This window comes from Streptomyces sp. 4N124, assembly GCF_052245395.1.
Lineage (GTDB): Bacteria > Actinomycetota > Actinomycetes > Streptomycetales > Streptomycetaceae > Streptomyces.
Genome location: NZ_JBQQBS010000044.1, coordinates 67,078 through 84,623 on the forward strand (window position 1 = coordinate 67,078; position 17,546 = coordinate 84,623).

20 protein-coding genes are annotated in these 17,546 nt (G+C 70.8%); 8 read left to right on the top strand and 12 right to left on the bottom strand.

Annotated features, from left to right (window positions below):
- Positions 1-63: 63 nt before the first annotated feature.
- Entirely contained in the window at positions 64-258 is a 195-nt protein-coding gene (locus tag ACTWQO_RS34175) for a DUF6243 family protein (RefSeq protein WP_443241251.1), read from the bottom strand.
- A gap of 109 nt (positions 259-367) precedes the next feature.
- Between ACTWQO_RS34175 and ACTWQO_RS34180 the strand changes: the two genes are divergently transcribed.
- Entirely contained in the window at positions 368-985 is a 618-nt protein-coding gene (locus ACTWQO_RS34180; RefSeq protein ID WP_443241252.1) for a TetR/AcrR family transcriptional regulator, read from the top strand.
- A gap of 149 nt (positions 986-1,134) precedes the next feature.
- A complete protein-coding gene (locus ACTWQO_RS34185; RefSeq protein ID WP_443241253.1) occupies positions 1,135-1,875 on the top strand; it encodes a bifunctional DNA primase/polymerase in 741 nt (246 codons plus the stop codon).
- Between the two features lie 9 nt (positions 1,876-1,884).
- Here the strand turns inward: ACTWQO_RS34185 and ACTWQO_RS34190 are convergent, their stop codons facing one another.
- The 6 genes from ACTWQO_RS34190 to ACTWQO_RS34215 form a co-directional block, all read right to left on the bottom strand.
- Positions 1,885-2,898, bottom strand: a complete 1,014-nt coding sequence (locus ACTWQO_RS34190; RefSeq protein ID WP_443241254.1) for a hypothetical protein — start codon at positions 2,896-2,898, stop codon at positions 1,885-1,887.
- Positions 2,840-3,730, bottom strand: coding sequence for an iron uptake transporter permease EfeU (efeU, locus tag ACTWQO_RS34195; protein ID WP_443241255.1), 891 nt, complete (start codon positions 3,728-3,730; stop codon positions 2,840-2,842). The genes ACTWQO_RS34190 and efeU overlap by 59 nt, the downstream gene beginning before the upstream one ends.
- A 3-nt stretch (positions 3,731-3,733) precedes the next feature.
- Positions 3,734-4,978 (bottom strand): iron uptake transporter deferrochelatase/peroxidase subunit, encoded by a 1,245-nt coding sequence (gene efeB, locus ACTWQO_RS34200; protein ID WP_443241256.1) that lies wholly within the window; start codon positions 4,976-4,978, stop codon positions 3,734-3,736.
- 11 nt (positions 4,979-4,989) lie between these two features.
- Positions 4,990-6,144 (bottom strand): iron uptake system protein EfeO, encoded by a 1,155-nt coding sequence (efeO, locus tag ACTWQO_RS34205; protein ID WP_443241257.1) that lies wholly within the window; start codon positions 6,142-6,144, stop codon positions 4,990-4,992.
- Between the two features lie 189 nt (positions 6,145-6,333).
- A complete protein-coding gene (locus ACTWQO_RS34210) occupies positions 6,334-7,155 on the bottom strand; it encodes a heme ABC transporter ATP-binding protein (RefSeq protein WP_443241258.1) in 822 nt (273 codons plus the stop codon).
- Between the two features lie 97 nt (positions 7,156-7,252).
- Entirely contained in the window at positions 7,253-8,338 is a 1,086-nt protein-coding gene (locus tag ACTWQO_RS34215; protein ID WP_443241259.1) for a FecCD family ABC transporter permease, read from the bottom strand.
- A 211-nt stretch (positions 8,339-8,549) separates the two neighbouring features.
- Between ACTWQO_RS34215 and ACTWQO_RS34220 the strand changes: the two genes are divergently transcribed.
- A complete protein-coding gene (locus tag ACTWQO_RS34220; protein ID WP_443241260.1) occupies positions 8,550-9,194 on the top strand; it encodes a PhzF family phenazine biosynthesis protein in 645 nt (214 codons plus the stop codon).
- Between the two features lie 31 nt (positions 9,195-9,225).
- Here ACTWQO_RS34220 and ACTWQO_RS34225 read toward each other — a convergent pair whose 3' ends face one another.
- On the bottom strand, positions 9,226-9,873 hold the full coding sequence (locus ACTWQO_RS34225) for a biliverdin-producing heme oxygenase (RefSeq protein WP_443241261.1): 648 nt from the start codon (positions 9,871-9,873) through the stop codon (positions 9,226-9,228).
- Positions 9,874-10,041: 168 nt separating this feature from the next.
- Positions 10,042-10,899, bottom strand: a complete 858-nt coding sequence (map, locus tag ACTWQO_RS34230) for a type I methionyl aminopeptidase (protein WP_210577701.1) — start codon at positions 10,897-10,899, stop codon at positions 10,042-10,044.
- Between the two features lie 58 nt (positions 10,900-10,957).
- Here map and ACTWQO_RS34235 point away from each other — a divergent pair, with 58 nt between their 5' ends.
- The gene (locus ACTWQO_RS34235; protein ID WP_443241262.1) at positions 10,958-11,188 is read left to right on the top strand and encodes a hypothetical protein; all 231 of its coding nucleotides are present in this window, start codon (positions 10,958-10,960) and stop codon (positions 11,186-11,188) included.
- Here the strand turns inward: ACTWQO_RS34235 and ACTWQO_RS34240 are convergent, their stop codons facing one another.
- Complete coding sequence (locus ACTWQO_RS34240) at positions 11,189-12,496, bottom strand: MFS transporter (protein ID WP_443241263.1); 1,308 nt, start codon at positions 12,494-12,496, stop codon at positions 11,189-11,191. It lies immediately after the preceding gene.
- Positions 12,497-12,538: 42 nt separating this feature from the next.
- On the bottom strand, positions 12,539-13,144 hold the full coding sequence (locus tag ACTWQO_RS34245) for a hypothetical protein (RefSeq protein WP_443241264.1): 606 nt from the start codon (positions 13,142-13,144) through the stop codon (positions 12,539-12,541).
- Between the two features lie 111 nt (positions 13,145-13,255).
- On the opposite strand from ACTWQO_RS34245, the gene ACTWQO_RS34250 reads away from it, so the two are divergent.
- The 3 genes from ACTWQO_RS34250 to ACTWQO_RS34260 are packed head-to-tail and all read left to right on the top strand — an operon-like array spanning position 13,256 to position 15,322.
- Positions 13,256-14,323 carry a sialidase family protein gene (locus ACTWQO_RS34250; RefSeq protein WP_443241265.1) on the top strand — a complete coding sequence of 356 codons (1,068 nt, stop codon included), beginning with the start codon at positions 13,256-13,258 and terminating at the stop codon, positions 14,321-14,323.
- Between the two features lie 38 nt (positions 14,324-14,361).
- The gene (gene npdG, locus ACTWQO_RS34255; RefSeq protein WP_443241266.1) at positions 14,362-15,078 is read left to right on the top strand and encodes an NADPH-dependent F420 reductase; all 717 of its coding nucleotides are present in this window, start codon (positions 14,362-14,364) and stop codon (positions 15,076-15,078) included.
- 58 nt (positions 15,079-15,136) lie between these two features.
- The gene (locus ACTWQO_RS34260; RefSeq protein WP_443241267.1) at positions 15,137-15,322 is read left to right on the top strand and encodes a hypothetical protein; all 186 of its coding nucleotides are present in this window, start codon (positions 15,137-15,139) and stop codon (positions 15,320-15,322) included.
- Here ACTWQO_RS34260 and ACTWQO_RS34265 read toward each other — a convergent pair.
- Positions 15,312-16,112 (bottom strand): site-2 protease family protein, encoded by an 801-nt coding sequence (locus tag ACTWQO_RS34265; protein ID WP_443241268.1) that lies wholly within the window; start codon positions 16,110-16,112, stop codon positions 15,312-15,314. The genes ACTWQO_RS34260 and ACTWQO_RS34265 overlap by 11 nt on opposite strands.
- A 159-nt stretch (positions 16,113-16,271) precedes the next feature.
- Here ACTWQO_RS34265 and ACTWQO_RS34270 point away from each other — a divergent pair.
- A partial coding sequence (locus tag ACTWQO_RS34270) for an AfsR/SARP family transcriptional regulator (protein WP_443241269.1) occupies positions 16,272-17,546 on the top strand: 1,275 nt, incomplete at its 3' end.

Sequence of the window (17,546 nt, forward strand, 5' to 3'; positions counted from 1 at the left end):
GCCGACACCGGGGGGAGATCCCGCGTGCGGGGGGACGCTCTCCCCCGGGCGGGGGAGGTCCGTTCACGATGACTCGTCTGCGGTGCGTTCCTCCTCGCGTTTCTCCTGGAGCTTGCGCAGCAGTTCGCGCTTCTGGGCCTGGGGGTCGACGGGACCGCCGACGCGGCGGCCCCGTGCGCCGCCGCGCAGGGCGTCGCGCCCGAGGTTCCTCCGCGTGCCGCCGACTCCGAGCATGCTTCCGGCTCCGCCTCGCGCCATGGCGGGCTCCTTTCAGATGGACGTATTGCACGAGACGTATCGTCTCGCGGTGGACGCTTCCTACTGTCCGGCGAGACGCATCGTCTTGTCAACCTGATAAATTCGCACCATGGCCAAGAACCCCGCCCCCGACTCCACCCGCCGCAGCGAGAAGTCCCGTCGCGCCATCTACGACGCCGCGATCGAACTGGTCGCGGAGGTCGGCTACCCCAAGACCACCATCGAGGGCATCGCCGCCCGCGCCGGCGTCGGTAAGCAGACGATCTACCGGTGGTGGTCGTCGAAGGCGGACGTCCTGCTGGAGGCCTTCCTCGATCTGAGCGAACAGGCGTCGCGGGAGGCGGGCGCGGAGGAGCCGTACGCCATTCCGGACACCGGCGACCTCGCCGCCGACCTCAAGGCCGTGCTGCGGCTCACCGTCGACCAGCTCAAGGACCCCCGGTTCGAGGCCCCCTCCCGCGCCCTGGCCGCCGAAGGCGTGGTCGACGAGAAGCTCGGCCGGATCTTCATGGCCAAGCTCCTCGAACCGTCGCTCCAGCTGTACGTCGACCGGGTGCGGGCCGCACAGGACGCCGGACAGGTGCGCCAGGACGTCGACCCGCGCATCGCCCTCGAACTCTGGGTCTCCCCCCTCGCCCAGCGCTGGCTCCAGTACACGGGCCCGATCTCGTACGAGTACACGGACACCCTCGTCGACTACGCCCTGCACGGCATCGCGCCCCGGTAAATCCCCCCAAAGCCGTCGATGCCGCCCGATTCAGGAGCCGCACCCGCCTCGTCCCACCTACCCCGGATGTCAGCTCCGGCCCCCCCGGAGCGCAGGATGGTGGGACCATAGGGCATGCTGTCCGCTACCACAGCGAGGCGAGGGGATAGATGAGCGCGGAGTTCGGCGGTCGTTCCGGCCGGCAGGGCAAACTCTCCCAGTGGCTGCGGGGACGCCGCCCGAAGGAGGCCGTCGGCGACGACGGCCGTGAGGCCCTGCTGCTCGCCGCCGCCGGGGCGGGCCTGCCGCTCGCGCCCGCCGCGTACCCGGCCGCCGGCTACGGCTGTTCCTGCGACCGCGTCGGCTGTCCCACCCCGGCGAGGCACCCGGTCTCCTTCGCCTGGCAGACGCAGTCCACCACCGACCGCGCACAGATCGAGCGCTGGGCCCGGCACCAGCCGCAGGCCAACTTCATCACCGCGACCGGCATGGTCCACGACGTCCTCGACGTCCCCCAGGAGGCGGGCCAGGAGGCCATGGAGCGGCTGCTGGCCTCCGGTATCGAGGTCGGCCCGGTCGCCGAGAGCGACGACGGCCGGCTGCTGTTCTTCACCCTCACCCGCGGCACCCCCGAGGACGAGGACGAGTGGTGGCCCTGCGAGCTGGACTGCCACCCCGAGACGATGGACGAGCACCCCGGCCTGCGCTGGCACTGCCGCGGCTCGTACGTCCTGGTGCCGCCCGCCCGGCTCCCCGGCGACGACGGCCACACCGTGCACTGGCTGCGCGGCCCGGAGCACCCGCTCCCCGACCCGCTGAGCCTGCTGGAAGTCCTCACCGACGCCTGCGCCCGCTACGTCGGTGAGGACTCCGGCCATGTGACCGGGGCCGCCTGGCCCCTGCGTCACTGACCGGAGGGGCTACTCGCCCTTCGCCGCCGTAAGCCCCTGGATCCGCCCGAGGATCGACACCTTGCCGGGCCCCTTCGGATCCAGCGCCACCTCGTTGGAGACGAACTCCATCGTCAGCGACTGCTTGATCTCACCGGTCGTCAGCGCCAGCACGTCGTCGTTGGGCGTCGGCACCGACGTACCCGCCGCGGCCGTCTCCTTCTCGAAGTGGCGGGTGGTGAAGAACACCAGCGCCCCGCCGTCCTTCGTGCGCACCGCCAGCGGCGCGTAGTCGCCGTCCGTCAGCGGCTCGTCGATGTACTGGGTGACCAGACCAGGCTTCTTGGCCTCCTGCTGCCGCTCCGTACGCCACCCGCTGGTGTGCGCACCCGAAGCGAAGGCCGACTGCCCGCCGTCCTTGAGGTAGGTGGCGTACTCCCGGCTCAACTCGCCTGGCGCGGCGGCCAGTTCGGTGGAGTTCATGGGCACGGCCTCGGCGAGGCCGTCCTTGTCCTTCTTGAACTCCGGTACGTCGCCGGGGGCGACCAGCGTCAGATACGCCACCTCCCACGGCTCCTGAAGCCCGCCGCGGGTGAACACCAACAGCCAGCGCGCGCTGCCGCCCTTGTTGCCCGCCGCGTCGGCGATGAACCAGCGCGGCCAGCCCGCCTTCTTGACGATCGTGTACTTCACGTCCGACAGCTTCAACGGCGCGTGGTTCGGATTGCCCTCGGGACTGCGCGCCTGCCCGGCCTCGAGCCGCGCCGCGTCGATGTCACTGAGGGCGCCCGTCACATGGTCGGCGTCCAGGGAGCTGTCGTACGCCTTGTCGGCCGCGTTGTACGCGGTCGTGAACTGCTGGAGCGCCTTGGCGGCTTCGGCCCCGGTGGCGGCGGGGAGCACCTCGCGCTCCCCGTGCACCACCACGCACCCACTCGCGGTCAGCGACAAAGCGGTCACGGAGGCTGCTACCAGTGCGCTCCGGTCAATCCTGCGAAGACTGCGAAGGCTGAGCTGCCTTCGAAGGCCGCGATCCCTGCTCATCGGCTACCTTCACCTTCCCCTTCCCGGAGGCGAACCCTACCGGGGCGAAGAACAACGCGAGCGTCGGGATCAAGTACAGCAGCCACACCGTGACCTGGAGGACGGTCGGGTCCGGCTGGAAGTTGAAGATGCCCTTCAGGAGAGTGCCGTACCAGCTGTCCGGCGGGATCGTGCCGCTGATGTCGAAGGCCTTGCTGTTCAGGCCCGGCAGCCAGTCGGCCTCCTGGAGGTCGTGGAAGCCGTACGCCAGGACGCCCGCCGCCACGACGACCAGCATGGCGCCGGTCCAGGTGAAGAACTTGGCGAGGTTGATGCGCAGGGCGCCCCGGTAGAACAGCCAGCCGAGCACGACCGCGGTGGCGATGCCCAGGGCCACGCCGAGCAGCGGGCGCGGTGTGCCGTCGCCGGCCGCGCGCACCGACGCCCACACGAACAGGGCCGTCTCCAGGCCCTCACGGCCCACCGCCAGGAAGGCCGTCGCCACCAGCGCGCCCGTGCCCATCTGGAGGGCCGCGTCGAGCTTGCCGTGCAGGTCCGCCTTCAGATGCCGCGCGGTGCGCCGCATCCAGAACACCATCCACGTCACCAGGCACACCGCGAGGATCGACAGCGAGCCGCCGAGGGCCTCCTGCGCCTCGAACGTCAGCTCCTGGGAGCCGAATTCGAGCGCGCAGCCGAAGCCCAGCGCGAGCGCCACCGCGACACCGATGCCGATCCAGATCGGCTTCAGTGCGTCCCTGCGGTCGGTCTTCACCAGATAGGCGATGAGGATGCAGACGACGAGGCTGGCCTCCAGGCCCTCGCGCAGTCCGATCAGGTAGTTGGAGAACACGGGCTACGCCTCCTCGGAGAACAGCGCCCGGCCCCACCAGTCGTCCTTGTCGCGGACGCCGGGCGGGATCGCGAAGATCGCCGAACCCACATGCTGGATGTACTCGTTGAGCGTGTCCGGCGCCAGGCTGCGCTGGATGGGGATGAAGCCCTTGCGGACGTCCCGCTGGTAGGCGAGGAAGAACAGGCCCGCGTCCAGCCGGCCCAGCCCGTCCGTGCCGTCGGTGAAGGAGTAGCCGCGGCGCAGGATCGTCGCCCCGTCGTTGGTGTCGGGGTGCGCGAGCCGGACATGCGCGTTGGGCAGCATCGCCTTCAGGAACGGCTCGTCGCGCTCCTTCGCCTTGCCGACCGGGGCCCCTTCGCCCTTGTCACGGCCGATGATGTCCTCCTGCTCCTGCAGCGAGGTCCGGTCCCAGGTCTCGATGTGCATGCGGATGCGCCGGGCGACGAGATAGGACCCGCCGACCATCCACTCGGGACCGTCCGTGTCGGAGACCCACACGAACTTCTTCAGCCGGTCCGTCTCCGTCCCCGCGATGTTGCGGGTGCCGTCCTTGAAGCCCATGAGGTTGCGCGGGGTCTGCTCCTCGGGCGTCGTGGACGACGTCTTCCCGAAGCCGAGCTGCGACCAGCGGATGACGACCTTGCCGAAGCCGATACGGGCCAGGTTGCGGATGGCGTGCACGGCGACCTGCGGATCGTCCGCGCAGGCCTGGATGCACAGATCACCGCCGCTGCGGTTCTTGTCGAGGTTGTCGCCGGAGAACTTCGGCAGGTCGACGAGCGCCTCGGGGCGGGCGTCCGCCAACCCGAACTTCTCGAACAGGGAAGGCCCGAAGCCGATCGTCAGCGTCAGCCGCGACGGCTTGAGGCCCAGCGCCTCGCCGGTGTCGTCCGGCGGTGCCTCGGCCAGACCGCCGTACGCGCCCTCGCCGACCGTCTGCCCGGCCGCCATCCGGCGCGCGGCGACCGTCCAGTCCTTCAGCATCTGGATGAACTGAGCGCGGTCGTCGGTCTTCACGTCGAACGAGGCGAAGTGCAGCCGGTCCTGCACCGGCGTGGCGATGCCCGCCTGGTGCGTGCCGTGGAAGGCGACCGCCGCGCCCGACTCGGCGCCGGCCGGGTCGACATCGTCGCCGGTGCGGGCCATCGCCACCGCACTGCCGGCCGCGGCGGCACCGAGCGCGAGCCCGGCACCGCCCCAGCCGATCAGCGCACGCCGGGACGGGGATCCCGAGGTCTCGGTCATGAGGGCGCCCCCTACTTCACGACAACTGCGGCGGCCAGCTTGGAGAGGGGCTCGGCGAGCGCGTTCACCGCGTCTGACAGCTCCTTGCGGTCGGCCTCGCCGACCTTCTCGTACGAGGTGAAGTCGTACGACGTCTTGTCCGCGCGGTACTTGTCCAACAGCCCGTTCAACGCGCCGAACTGCTTGTCCAACTCCGTCACCAGCGCCGGGTCGTTCTCCTTGGCGACGGACTTCAGCAGCTCGTACGACTTCTCCGCACCCTCGACATTGGCCTTGAAGTCGACCAGGTCGGTGTGGGAGTAGCGCTCCTCCTCGCCGGTGACCTTGCCGGTGGCGACCTCGTCGAGGAGTTCCTTGGCGCCGTTGGCCATGGAGGTCGGGGTGATCTCGGCCTTGCCGACCCGCTTCTGCCAGTCCTTCAGGTCGGTGATGAGCTGGTCGGCGAGTTCGGAGTCGCGGGCGGTGAGCTTCTTGTCCTTCCAGAGCGAGCGCTCGATGCGGTGCCAGCCGGTCCAGTCCTTCTCCAGGTCCTGGCCCTCCTCCAGACCGTCCTCGCGCAGGTCGACCTTGGGGTCGATGTCGCCGAAGGACTCGGCGACCGGCTCGGTGCGCTCCCAGCCGATACGGGAGGGCGCGTACGCCTTCTTCGCGGCCTCCATGTCGCCGTCCTTGACCGCCTTGGCGAACGTCTCGGCGAGCGGCACCGTCTCGTCGGCCTGCGTCTGGGCGTACTCGCGGTAGGCGGCCACGGCCTTGTCGAGACGCGGGTCGCGCTTGGCCGCCGTCCCGCCGGTGACCTTGATGTCCTGGCGGATGCCGTCGCCCTTCATGCCGGGCTTGCAGGCGATCTGGTAGTCGCCCGCCTTCACTTCGGCGGTGACCCGCTGCTTGGTGCCGGGGCCGATGTTCTCGCGCTCGGTCACCACCCGGTCGTCCGGGAAGAGGATGTAGACCTCGTTGACCTTGGAGCCCTTGTTCTCTATGGCGAGTTCGACGTGCCCGGCCGGGACCTCGTTCTTCGACACCTCGCACTTGTCGTCCGTCGCGGTCACGTTGATCACGTTGTCGCCGCTGTCCGAACCGCCCTTCTCGGTGCAGCCGGTGAGAGCGGTCAGCGCCGCCACGGCGGTGGCGGCGGTGATGACGGAGAGTCTGGCGGGGCGCATACCGGCTCCATGAGGGTGGCGAGAAAACGCTTACAGAGGACACATAGCTTCGATTAGGCTCGCCTAACTTATCCGAGCCTTACCTGCGTGATACCCCGCCGTACCGTGATTCAGCTCTCATGGACTGTGTATGAGCACGAGCCGATCACGGTGGCTCAAATCGGACCCCACGGAAGGGTCAAGGAAGCGTCAAAGCTCGCGCCTTGGCGTCACCAGGACCGCGCCCGTCCGGGGATGCGGCAGCACCTCGACCTCCTGGTCGTACACCTCCGAGAGCAGCCGGTCCGAGAACACCTCCCCGGGCGGCCCGTCCGCCACCACCACCCCGGCGCGCAGAATCGCCACCCGGTGCGCATAGGCCGCCGCAAGCCCCAGATCGTGCAGCACGACCACCACCGCGTCCCCGGCCCGCGCCCGCTCCCGGCACAACCGCAGCACCAGCTCCTGATGCCTGAGATCCAGCGCCGCCGTCGGCTCGTCGAGCAGCAGCAGCGGCGCACGCTGGGCAAGCACCCGAGCGAGCGCCACCCGCGCCCGCTCACCACCGCTGAGCGCGGAGAACGGCCGGGCGGCGAACACGGTCACCTCGGCCCGATCCATCGCCTCGGCCACGGCCGCGTCATCGTCCTCGATCGCGGTGGCGGCCCAGGGTGCACGCCCCATCCGCACCACCTCCTCCACCGTGAACGGGAACGACAACACCGCCGACTGCGGCAACACAGCCCGACGCAGGGCCAGTTCAGGCGCGGACCACTCCGACGCCGGACGACCGTGAATCCGTACGACCCCCTCCGCAGCCGGAAGATCGGCGGCGAGCGCACCCAACAGGGTGGACTTTCCAGCCCCGTTGGGCCCGACAAGGGCGAGGACTTCACCGGCACGGGCGGTGACGGACACTCCATGGAGGACAACGCGGGAACCGAGCCGGACGTGGAGGGCCTGCGCTTCGGCGAGGATGTCGCCGGGTTCGGCGGGGTCGGGAGGGAGGGGACGGGTGCGGAGGAGTCGCATAGGCGGGTCCTTCTAGAGGAGGGGACGGAAAGAACCTCAGGGGCGCGCGGGGAACTGCGCGACCAGCCCCCACACACCCGCAGCCGACATACGACCTCTAGGCCCAACCCCCTTGCCGACGCCGAGTCCTGCGCAACAGCCAGAAAAAGAACGGGCTGCCGAGAAGCGCAGTCAGAACCCCCAGCGGGAGCTCCGCAGGCGCAGCCAACGTCCGAGCCGCCAGATCCGCGCCCAGCAGCACCAGCGCCCCACCCAGCGCACTCCCCGGAATGAGGAACCGATGCCCCGGGCCGGAGGCCATCCGCAGCAGATGCGGTACGACCAGCCCGACAAAGCCGATGACCCCGGCGACACTCACCGCAGCCGCCGTCAACAGCGCGACAACAAGGATCAGTACGATCCGCAGCCGCTCCACCTCGACCCCCAGATGCCGCGCGGGCCGGTCGCCGAGCGCGAGCAGATCCAGGCGGCGCGCATACACCGGCGCCAGCAGCAGCCCGATCGCCGCACACGGCAGTACCGCCAGCACCTTCGGCCAGGTCGCCTGGGAGAGGGACCCCAGCTGCCAGAAGGTGATCTGGTTCACCGCCGCGGTGTCGGCGAGAAAGATGAACAGCCCGACGAGCGCCCCGCAGAACGCGTTCACCGCGATCCCCGTGAGGATCAGCGTCACGACCTCCGTACGGCCGCTCGAGCGCGACATCCCGTACACCAGCAGCACGGTGCAGAGCCCGGCGACGAAGGCCATGGCCGGAAGAGTCCAGTTGCCGAAGAAGGACAGACCGAGCGCGATCGAGGCCACCGCGCCGACCGCCGCGCCCAAGGAGACGCCGATCGTGCCCGGTTCGGCCAGCGGATTGCCGAACACGCCCTGCATCAGCGCGCCCGCGCACCCCAGCGAGGCGCCGACGAGCAGCGCGAGCACGATCCGAGGGAAGCGGACGTTCCACAGCACCGACTCGGCGACCCGGTCCAACTCCCCGCCCCCGAGCCCGACTTTGTGCTGCACGGAGCCGAGGACGTCCCCGACCGGGATCGGGTACGCGCCGATCCCAGCGGCGACCGGGGCGAGGACGAGGAGGCCGACGGCCATGCCGACGGTCAGCAGCCAGCCGGTGGTGCGCCGTCTGCGGGGCGGCACTTCGGCCGCCACCTCCCGCTCCGCCTTCTCCAGTACGGTCATGCGGCTCTCCTTCTCAGCGATCAAAGCTTAGGTTAGCCTTACCTGCCAAGCTGCGGGCAGTCGTGCCGCCTGGGGCGGCACGGGTGGGCGCAGGCGGCACCCCGTCAGCGCCGGGCTGCGCGATGCACCCCCGGCCGACACCGACGCCGGGTGCGTGCCGGTCCCGAGGACTGGGGGACGCTCGTCGTGCGGGTGATGCTTCAATGCCGGGGTGAGTGACTACGACGTGCTGCGGGTCTTCTGCGCGCCGGGCGGCGGATACGGCAACGAGCTCGGCGTCGTCCGCGACGGCTCGCTGATGCCGGAGCGGGAGGCGCGGCAGGCGTTCGCGGCGAAGCTCGGGTTCAGCGAGACCGTGTTCGTGGATGACCCCGAGCGAGGGGTCATCGACATCTACACGCCCAGCACACGGCTGCCCTTCGCCGGGTATCCCTGCGTCGGTACGGCCTGGCTCCTGGATGTTCCCGAGCTGGTCACGCCCGCCGGTGTCGTGGGTGCCCGCCTGGACGGGGAGTTCAGCTGGATCGAGGCGCGGGTGGAGTGGGTTCCGCCACGCACCCTGCGCCGGTACGCCACGGCCGCCGAGGTCGACGCGCTGCCGGTGCCGTCGCCGGGGGAGTGGATCTACGCGTGGGCCTGGGAGGACGAGGCCGCTGGGCGGGTCCGGGCGCGGGGCTTTCCCGGGCGCGGTGACGGTATCGAGGAGGACGAGGCGACCGGGGCGGCGGCCATGCTTCTCACGGATCAGTTGGGCAGGGCCCTCAACATCACGCAGGGGGCGGGGTCCCAGATCCTCACCGCTCCGCAGCCGGGCGGCTGGGTGGAGGTCGGAGGGCGCGTGTTTCTCGAGCGCTGAGCGCTGAGCGCTGAGCACGGAGTACTGAGAGCTATGCGCTCAGCGGAAACTCCTCGCCCAGCGCCAGGAACACCGCCGTGTTGAGTGAGAACGCCTTCTTGCACTCCGCGATGACGCGCTGCTTCTCCAGGTCGTCCGCATGGATCCCGTCCAGCAGCTCCCGGTAACCCCGCTTGAACGCCGCCGGGTTGGCGATCTCCTCGAACACGTAGAAGCGGACGCCGTCGCCCTTCTTCGCGAAGCCCCAGGTCCGCTCCGCCTTGTCGCGGATGATCTGGCCGCCGGAGAGGTCGCCGAGGTAGCGGGTGTAGTGGTGGGCGATGTAGCCCGCCGGCCAGGTGTCGGCGCACTCGGCGATGCGGTTCGCGTAGGCCTGTGTGGCCGGGAGTGCGGTGAGGGTCGCGCGCCAGTCGGGGCCGCGCAGGTGCTCCAGGTCCCGCCGCAGGGCGGGGAGCCGGAAGAGTTCGGGCTGGATGAAGGGGCCGGCAACCGGGTCCGACGCCAGTCGCTCGGTGCCGGTCTCCAGTGCCTCGTACACGAACCACAGTTGCTCGGTGTAGCGCGCGTACGCGTCGACGCCGAGCTTGCCGCCGAGCAGGTCGCTCATGAACGTCGAGGTCTCCGCCTCCACGTGCTGCTCGTGGGACGCGGTGCGGATGAGGGTCGAGAAGGAGTCCATGAGCCCTGATTTTCTATGGTTAGGCTTACCTAAGTCAACCACTTCCCGACCCCTTGTCGGGAAACTTGCCGACGTCCTGTCGGTAAAAGAGTACCCGCAGCTCCGCTGAGGCACGCACAGGAAAGCCCGCCCTCCGGGAGAGGGCGGGCTTGCGAGGGCGGTGAGGCGCTACGGCAGCGTCAGGATCTCCGCTCCCGTCTCCGTCACCACCAGCGTGTGCTCGAACTGGGCCGTCCGCCTGCGGTCCTTCGTGACGACCGTCCAGCCGTCGTCCCACATGTCGTACTCGTGCGTGCCGAGCGTCAGCATCGGCTCGATCGTGAAGGTCATGCCGGGCTGCATGATCGTGGTGGCGTGCGGGCTGTCGTAGTGCGGGATGATCAGGCCCGAGTGGAAGGACGAGTTGATGCCGTGGCCCGTGAAGTCCCGGACGACTCCGTAGCCGAAGCGTTTCGCGTACGACTCGATCACGCGGCCGATGACGTTGATCTGGCGGCCCGGCTTGACCGCCTTGATCGCGCGGTTCAGGGACTCGCGCGTGCGCTCCACCAGCAGGCGGCTCTCCTCGTCGACCTCGCCGACCAGGTACGTCGCGTTGTTGTCGCCGTGCACCCCGCCGATGTACGCCGTCACGTCGAGGTTGATGATGTCGCCGTCGCGCAGGACGGTGGAGTCGGGGATGCCGTGGCAGATGACCTCGTTGAGCGATGTGCAGAGGGACTTGGGGAAGCCGCGGTAGCCGAGCGTCGACGGGTAGGCGCCGTGGTCGCACATGTAGTCGTGCGCCGCCTTGTCCAGCTCGTCCGTGGTCACCCCGGGGGCGATCAGCTTGGCCGCCTCCGCCATCGCCCGCGCGGCGATCCGGCCGGCGACGCGCATCGCCTCGATCGTCTCGGGCGTCTGCACCTCCGGGCCGGTGTACGGCGTCGGCGCGGGCTTGCCGACATACTCGGGGCGACGGATGTTTCCGGGCACGGGACGGGTGGGGGACAGCTCCCCTGGTACGAGCAGCGACTGGCCAGACATGCCAGCGAGTCTAGACGGCGGGCATGGGGGAACATGTCTGTGGTGAAAGGAGCCGGTCATGGCCCTGTTCAAGAAGCGGACCGTCGGAAAGCCGGGCGAGTGGTACTACTGCCTGGAGCACAAGAAGGTGGAGGAGGGGCCGGAGTGCCCCGCCAAGGACCGCTTCGGTCCGTACGCCGGCCGCGCGGAGGCCGAGCACGCGATGGAGATCGCCCGGGAGCGCAACCTGGAGTGGGAGAACGACCCCAGGTGGCATGACGCCCCGGCGGGCAAGACGGACGACGACTGACTAGGTCTTCGCCGCTGCGGCTGCCCTCCGCTGCTCCCGCTGCCGTACCGCGTGCTCGTTGGTGCGTTCGTCGTACGTCATCAGCTTCGGCAGGCAGAGCGCCAGGAGCCCTACCGCGCCCACGCACAGCAGGCCGCCCGACCAGACCGACGTCCGTACGCCCCACAGCGCGGCGAAGCCGCCCGAGCGGACCTGGCCGACGGTCGGGCCGACGGAGTACGACAGCAGCTCGATCCCGGCGAGCCGGCCGCGCAGCTCGTCCGGGATCGTCTGGTTCCACATGGCCGCGCGGAAGACCCCGCTGACCATGTCGCAGCCGCCCGCCACGGTCAGGAACAGCAGCACCAGCCATACGTCGCCGACGACACCGGCGGCCGCGATCGCCAGGCCCCAGAGGGCCGCCGACAGCACCACCATCCGGCCGTGGCGGTGGACCCGTGACGTCCAGCCGCTGGTCAGGCTCACCAGCATCGAGCCGAGCGGGACCGACGCGTACATCAGGCCCAGCGCCCACTCGGCGTCCAACTCGTCCGCGAGGAACGGCAGTACGGCCAGCGGCATCGCCAGGAACATCGCCGCGAGGTCGACGGCGTAGGTGCCGAGCAGTTCCTTGCGGCTCCACGCGTACCGGGCGCCCTCGGCGATGGCCTTCAGCGACGGCTTCGCCGCCTCGTGGGACGCGGGGGAGGAGGCGATGCGGAGGATCAGTACGACCGAGACGGCGAAGGTCGCGAGGTCGGCGCCGTACGCCCAGCCGAGGCCCGCGTACGCGACGACCACACCCGCCAGGGCTGGGCCCGCGACCCCGCCGAGCGTCCAGCGGAAGGCGTTCAGCGAGGCTGCCGCCGGCATGTGCTCGTGGGCCACGATCCGGGGCCAGAGCGAGTCGAGGGCGGGCCGCTGCACGGAGAACAGGGCGGAGGACAGGGCGGCGACGACGTACAGCGGCCAGATGGCGGGGTCCGGGAGGAGCGCGTTGACCAGCAGGGCCGCGGTGAGCAGGCCCTGGCCGGCCTCGGTCCAGATGATCAGCTTGCGTTTGTCCCAGGCGTCCGCGAGCGCCCCGCCGTACAGCCCGAAGACCAGCAGCGGTATGAGTTCGACCGCTCCGATGGCGCCCACCGCCGCGGCCGATCCGGTCAGCTCCTTCAGCTGCACCGGGAGCGCGACGAAGGTGAGGAAGCTGCCGAAGTTCGAGATCAGCCCCGAGAACCACAGCCGCCGGAAGTCACGAGAGGCCCGCCAGGGTGCGAGGTCGGGCAACAGGGCGCGGAGGCCGGAAGGGGGGTCGAGGGCGTCGTCGGTCACGGAGGCTCATGGTTGGGGACACCCGGAGGTGGGGCAACCGAATTACCAGGGGGTGGGAGGCGGTGCGGTCAGCTCGTCCGCCAGCCTCGACAACCGGTCCCGCAAGCGCCGTCGTCCTCTCGACACCGGCAGCGAACTCTCCCCGGCCGCCGCGCTGACCAGGTGCTGCACGGTGTCCAGGTCCAGCTCCGCCGACTCGGGCACGGCCAGCCTTTCGTGCGCCATCGCCGCCAACTCGCCCTCGTCGGTGCCGAGCGCCAGCACCGTCGCCCCGGCCCGCCGTGCGTCGTGCACCCGCTCCAGGGTGGCCGGAGTGCAGGAGTCCGCCGGTGAGACCACCAGCAACGTCTCGCCGCGCCGGGCCGCCGCGAGCCGGCCCAGACCCACCGCCAGGTGCGCCGGATCCGAGGGGCGCGCGTCATGTCGTACGAGAGTCGGCGACAGCTCCGGCGTGCCCGACCAAGCGGCCTCGTCGACGAGATGGGCGGCGAGATGCCAGGGCTCGTACTCCGGTGTTCCGACCAGCAGCAGGCCGCCGCCGTGCGACACGACCGAACCGCGCAGCACCCCCGCGAAGCGTCGCGTGGCTCCCAACCACTCGGTCCCGGCGAGCACTTCGCGCAGCAGCGCGACCCGTACGGCATCCATACGACGGCATCCTGCCGCAACCCGCCACTTGTGATGTGGAGTTCACCACGAATTCGCCCATGATGGGCAGGGGGCCGGATCGCCGCCGAACACGTCATGAGGAGTACGCCGATGTCAGAGACCAGCGTCCCGTTCCGCGCGGGCGACGACGGCTACGACAGCTACCGGATCCCGGCGGTCGTCGCCACCGCATCCGGCACGCTGCTCGCCTTCTGCGAGGGCCGGGTCGACTCCGCGAGCGACTACGGGCACATCGACATCGTGCTGAAGCGGTCGACGGACGGCGGCCGCACCTGGGGGGCGTTGCAGGTCGCCGCCCGCAACGGCGGCGACCTCGCGGGCAACCCCGCCCCCGTCGTCCTCGACACCGGCCGCGTGCTGCTCGTCCAGTGCCGTTCCGCCGCCGACGCGGCCGAGAGCGCGATCCTGCGCGGCGAGGTCAAGGACGAGGACGGGCGCCGGGTGTGGGTGCAGCACAGCGATGACGACGGGCAGACGTGGTCGGCGGCCCGGGAGATCACGCACCAGGTCAAGGAGCCCGGCTGGCGCTGGTACGCCACCGGGCCCGGCCACGCCCTCCAGCTGAGCACCGGCCGGGTCGTCGTCCCCGCCAACCACACCGTGCCGCCCACCGGCTCGGACATCGGCAACGAGCCCCGGTACAACGGCGGCCACTGCCTGCTCAGCGACGACCACGGCGAGACCTGGTACCTCGGCTACGTCGACGACAGCCCGACCGACTACCTCAACGCCAACGAGACCACCGCCGCCGAACTCCCCGACGGCCGCGTCTACTTCAACACCCGCACCGACTCCCGCTCGCCCGGCAACCGCGCCGACGCCCACTCCGAGGACGGCGGCCGGACCCTGGTGAAGCCGTTCCGCCCCCAGGCCGGACTGACCGCCCCCGTCTGCCAGGCCGGCGTCCTCCAGCTCCGCGACCCCGACCTGCTCCTGTACTCCGGGCCCGCCCACGGCCGCGCCCTGATGACCCTGCGCGCCTCCACCGACGGCGGCACCACCTGGCGGCCGGCGTTCACCGTCGACGGCCTCCCGGCCGGGTACTCCGACCTGGTCCGCGTCGACGCGTCCACCGTCGGACTCCTCTACGAGACCGGCGACTTCAACCCCTACGAGACGATCAGCTTCCGGCGCATCCCCGTGACGCGGCTCACCTGACCCGGGTGGCGTCGCGAGGGCGGACGTAAAGTCGGCCCATGACCTCTACCGACAGTGCTGCACAGAAGCCCGCGAAGGCCCCCGCCAAGGACCCCTGGGACCTGCCCGACGTCTCCGGTCTCGTCGTCGGCGTGCTCGGCGGGACCGGGCCGCAGGGCAAGGGCCTCGCCTACCGGCTCGCCCGGGCCGGCCAGAAGGTGATCATCGGCTCGCGGGCCGCCGAGCGCGCGCAGACCGCCGCCGAGGAGCTGGGGTACGGCATCGAGGGCGCCGACAACGCCGAGTGCGCGCGCCGCAGCGACATCGTGATCGTCGCTGTGCCCTGGGAGGGGCACGGCAAGACGCTCGAATCCCTGCGTTCCGAGCTGTCCGGCAAGCTCGTCGTCGACTGCGTCAACCCGCTCGGCTTCGACAAGAAGGGCGCGTACGCCCTGAAGCCGGAGGAGGGCAGCGCCGCCGAGCAGGCCGCCGCGCTGCTGCCGGACTCCCGGGTGACCGCCGCCTTCCATCACCTGTCGGCGGTGCTGCTGGAGGACCCGGAGGTCGAGGAGATCGACACCGATGTGATGGTGCTGGGGGAGGAGCGCGCCGATGTCGAGATCGTGCAGGCCCTCGCCGGGCGCATCCCCGGCATGCGCGGGATCTTCGCGGGGCGGCTGCGCAACGCCCACCAGGTCGAGTCGCTGGTGGCGAACCTGATCTCCGTGAACCGCCGCTACAAGGCACACGCGGGGCTCCGCATCACAGACGTATGAGGGGATGGGGGACACTGGAGGCCGCAACCGCAGTGTCCCCCCGACAGGAGCCGACCCCATGCCCCGCCTCGCCCTCTACGCCCTCGCCGTCTGCGCCCTCGCCGTCGCCGCGGCCGTCGTCTCCTTCGTGCAGGGCAGCTGGCTGGGTGTCGTGTGGGTGCTGCTGGCGGGGCTGTCGTCGAACATGGCCTGGTACTACGTCAAGCGCGGCAAGGCCGACCGGCGAGACTCTGTCACTGGCTGATCTGGCAGAACTCGTTCGTGCCCTGCCAGAAGCGGTACAGGTCCTGGCCGCAGTAGGTCTCGAGGTCGGTGATCCCCATGGCGGACAGGATCGAGTCCACGGCGTCGAAGAACACGCTGTTGATCGACGGCACCCACAGCAGCGCGAACACGAACAGCAGGCCGAACGGCGCGAACGGCTCCACCTGGCGCTTGACGTTGTGCGACAGCCAGGGCTCGATGACCCCGTAGCCGTCCAGGCCCGGCACCGGCAGGAAGTTCAGGATCGCGGCCGTGACCTGGAGCAGCGCCAGGAACGCGAGCGCGTACTGGAAGTCGCGCGGCACGCCGTCGAGCGCGTCCAGCCAGAACGGTGCGGTGCACACGGCGGCGAAGAGGACGTTCGTCAGCGGACCCGCCGCGGAGATCAGACTGTGCCGCCAGCGGCCCCGGATGCGCCCCCGCTCGATGAAGACGGCACCACCGGGCAGGCCGATCCCGCCCATGATCACGAAGAGCACGGGCAGCACGATGCTGAGCAGGGCGTGCGTGTACTTCAGCGGGTTGAGCGTGAGATAGCCCTTCGCGCCGACCGTGATGTCGCCGCTGTGCAGGGCCGTGCGCGCGTGCGCGTACTCATGCAGACACAGCGAGACGATCCACGCCGCCGTCACGAACAGGAACACGGCCACGCCGGGCTGCTCCGCGAATCCGGTCCAGGTGGCCCATCCGGTGACCGCGGTGACGGCCATGATCCCGACGAAGACGGGACTGATCCGCCGGTCACTGTGGCGGGTGGTGGCGGTGGTCATCGGGCTCCCCTGGCTCATCTGCACTGCGCTGCGACTGCCCGACCGTACCGGGCCCAGGGGGAAAACGTCTCGCGGTCAGCTGTGGGTTCCGGCTCCGCACAGTTCATGCGCGTGTAAACCCGGAGGCGGCGTGGGGGCGGCAGCAGGGACAATGGGCCCGTGCGCTATCGCATCCTCGGCACGACTCAGGCAATCCGCACGGACGGCACCACCGTCCCCGTCGGCGGGGCGCGGTTGCGTGCGCTGCTGACGGTGCTGGCCCTGCGGCCGGGACGGACCGTGCCGGTGAGTGTGCTGGTGGACGAGGTGTGGGACGGCGAGGCGCCGGCCGATGCGACGGGGGCGGTGCAGGCGCTGGTGGGGCGGCTGCGCAGGGCGCTGGGCGCGGATGCCGTGGAGTCCGTGGAGGGCGGGTACCGGCTCGCCGCCTCGGGTGACGACATCGACCTGCATCGTTTCGAGCGGCTGGTCGGTGACGGGCTGCGCGCCCTCACCGACGGCGACAGCGCCAAGGCGGCCGTGGTGCTCGACGACGCCCTCGCGCTCTGGCGCGGGCCCGCCCTCGCCGACCTGCCCGACCGCACCGCGGAGGCGGCCCGCTGCGAGACCCGGCGCCTTGACGCGCTCCGTGCCCGGCACGCCGCCGCCCTCGCCCTCGGCCAGGCCGAACAGTCCCTGCCCGAGCTGACCGCCCTGTGTGACAGCCACCCCCTGGACGAGCCCCTCCAGGCCCTGCGCCTGCGCGCCCTGCGCGACACCGGGCGGGCCGCCGAAGCGCTGGCCGCCTACGACGACGTACGACACCTGCTCGCGGACCGGCTCGGATCCGATCCCGGGGCCGAACTGCGGGCGCTGCACGGGGAGTTGCTCCGTCCGGCGGAGGCTCCGAGCCGGCCGGTCGGCAATCTCCGCGCCCGGCTCACCTCCTTCGTCGGGCGGGAGGCCGACATCGAGGCCATCCGCGGCGATCTCGCCGCCGCCCGGCTGGTGACGCTGCTCGGACCCGGCGGAGCGGGGAAGACCCGGCTGTCGCAGGAGGCCGCCGAGGCCGTGCGGGACGCGGCCCGGGACGGGGTGTGGCTGGCCGAGCTGGCGGCGCCCGTCGACGACCCGGCCGCCGTGCCGGAGGCCGTGCTCACGGCCGTGGGAGCTCGCGAGACCGTGCTGTTCGGGGCCGGGGCGGAGGAGATACGGGCCGGGCTCGAGCGCCATGACGATCCCGTCGTACGGCTCGTCGAGCACTGCGGCCGGCGGCGGATGCTGATCGTGCTCGACAACTGCGAGCACGTCGTCGAGGCCGCCGCCTGCCTCGTGGAGCAGCTGCTGGGGCGGTGTCCCGGGCTCACCGTCCTGGCCAACAGCCGTGAACCCCTCGGTGTGCCCGGGGAGTTGCTGCGGCCCGTGGAGCCGCTGCCGGAACCGGTCGCGCTGCGG

Bases quoted from the DNA above. Each gene is read 5' to 3' on its own strand.
- ACTWQO_RS34175 (WP_443241251.1), bottom strand. From the start codon at position 258: ATGGCGCGAGGCGGAGCCGGAAGCATGCTCGGAGTCGGCGGCACGCGG.
- ACTWQO_RS34180 (WP_443241252.1), top strand. From the start codon at position 368: ATGGCCAAGAACCCCGCCCCCGACTCCACCCGCCGCAGCGAGAAGTCC.
- ACTWQO_RS34185 (WP_443241253.1), top strand. From the start codon at position 1,135: ATGAGCGCGGAGTTCGGCGGTCGTTCCGGCCGGCAGGGCAAACTCTCC.
- ACTWQO_RS34190 (WP_443241254.1), bottom strand. From the start codon at position 2,898: ATGAGCAGGGATCGCGGCCTTCGAAGGCAGCTCAGCCTTCGCAGTCTT.
- efeB (WP_443241256.1), bottom strand. From the start codon at position 4,978: ATGACCGAGACCTCGGGATCCCCGTCCCGGCGTGCGCTGATCGGCTGG.
- efeO (WP_443241257.1), bottom strand. From the start codon at position 6,144: ATGCGCCCCGCCAGACTCTCCGTCATCACCGCCGCCACCGCCGTGGCG.
- ACTWQO_RS34210 (WP_443241258.1), bottom strand. From the start codon at position 7,155: ATGCGACTCCTCCGCACCCGTCCCCTCCCTCCCGACCCCGCCGAACCC.
- ACTWQO_RS34215 (WP_443241259.1), bottom strand. From the start codon at position 8,338: ATGACCGTACTGGAGAAGGCGGAGCGGGAGGTGGCGGCCGAAGTGCCG.
- ACTWQO_RS34225 (WP_443241261.1), bottom strand. From the start codon at position 9,873: ATGGACTCCTTCTCGACCCTCATCCGCACCGCGTCCCACGAGCAGCAC.
- map (WP_210577701.1), bottom strand. From the start codon at position 10,899: ATGTCTGGCCAGTCGCTGCTCGTACCAGGGGAGCTGTCCCCCACCCGT.
- ACTWQO_RS34235 (WP_443241262.1), top strand. From the start codon at position 10,958: ATGGCCCTGTTCAAGAAGCGGACCGTCGGAAAGCCGGGCGAGTGGTAC.
- ACTWQO_RS34245 (WP_443241264.1), bottom strand. From the start codon at position 13,144: ATGGATGCCGTACGGGTCGCGCTGCTGCGCGAAGTGCTCGCCGGGACC.
- ACTWQO_RS34250 (WP_443241265.1), top strand. From the start codon at position 13,256: ATGTCAGAGACCAGCGTCCCGTTCCGCGCGGGCGACGACGGCTACGAC.
- npdG (WP_443241266.1), top strand. From the start codon at position 14,362: ATGACCTCTACCGACAGTGCTGCACAGAAGCCCGCGAAGGCCCCCGCC.
- ACTWQO_RS34260 (WP_443241267.1), top strand. From the start codon at position 15,137: ATGCCCCGCCTCGCCCTCTACGCCCTCGCCGTCTGCGCCCTCGCCGTC.
- ACTWQO_RS34265 (WP_443241268.1), bottom strand. From the start codon at position 16,112: ATGACCACCGCCACCACCCGCCACAGTGACCGGCGGATCAGTCCCGTC.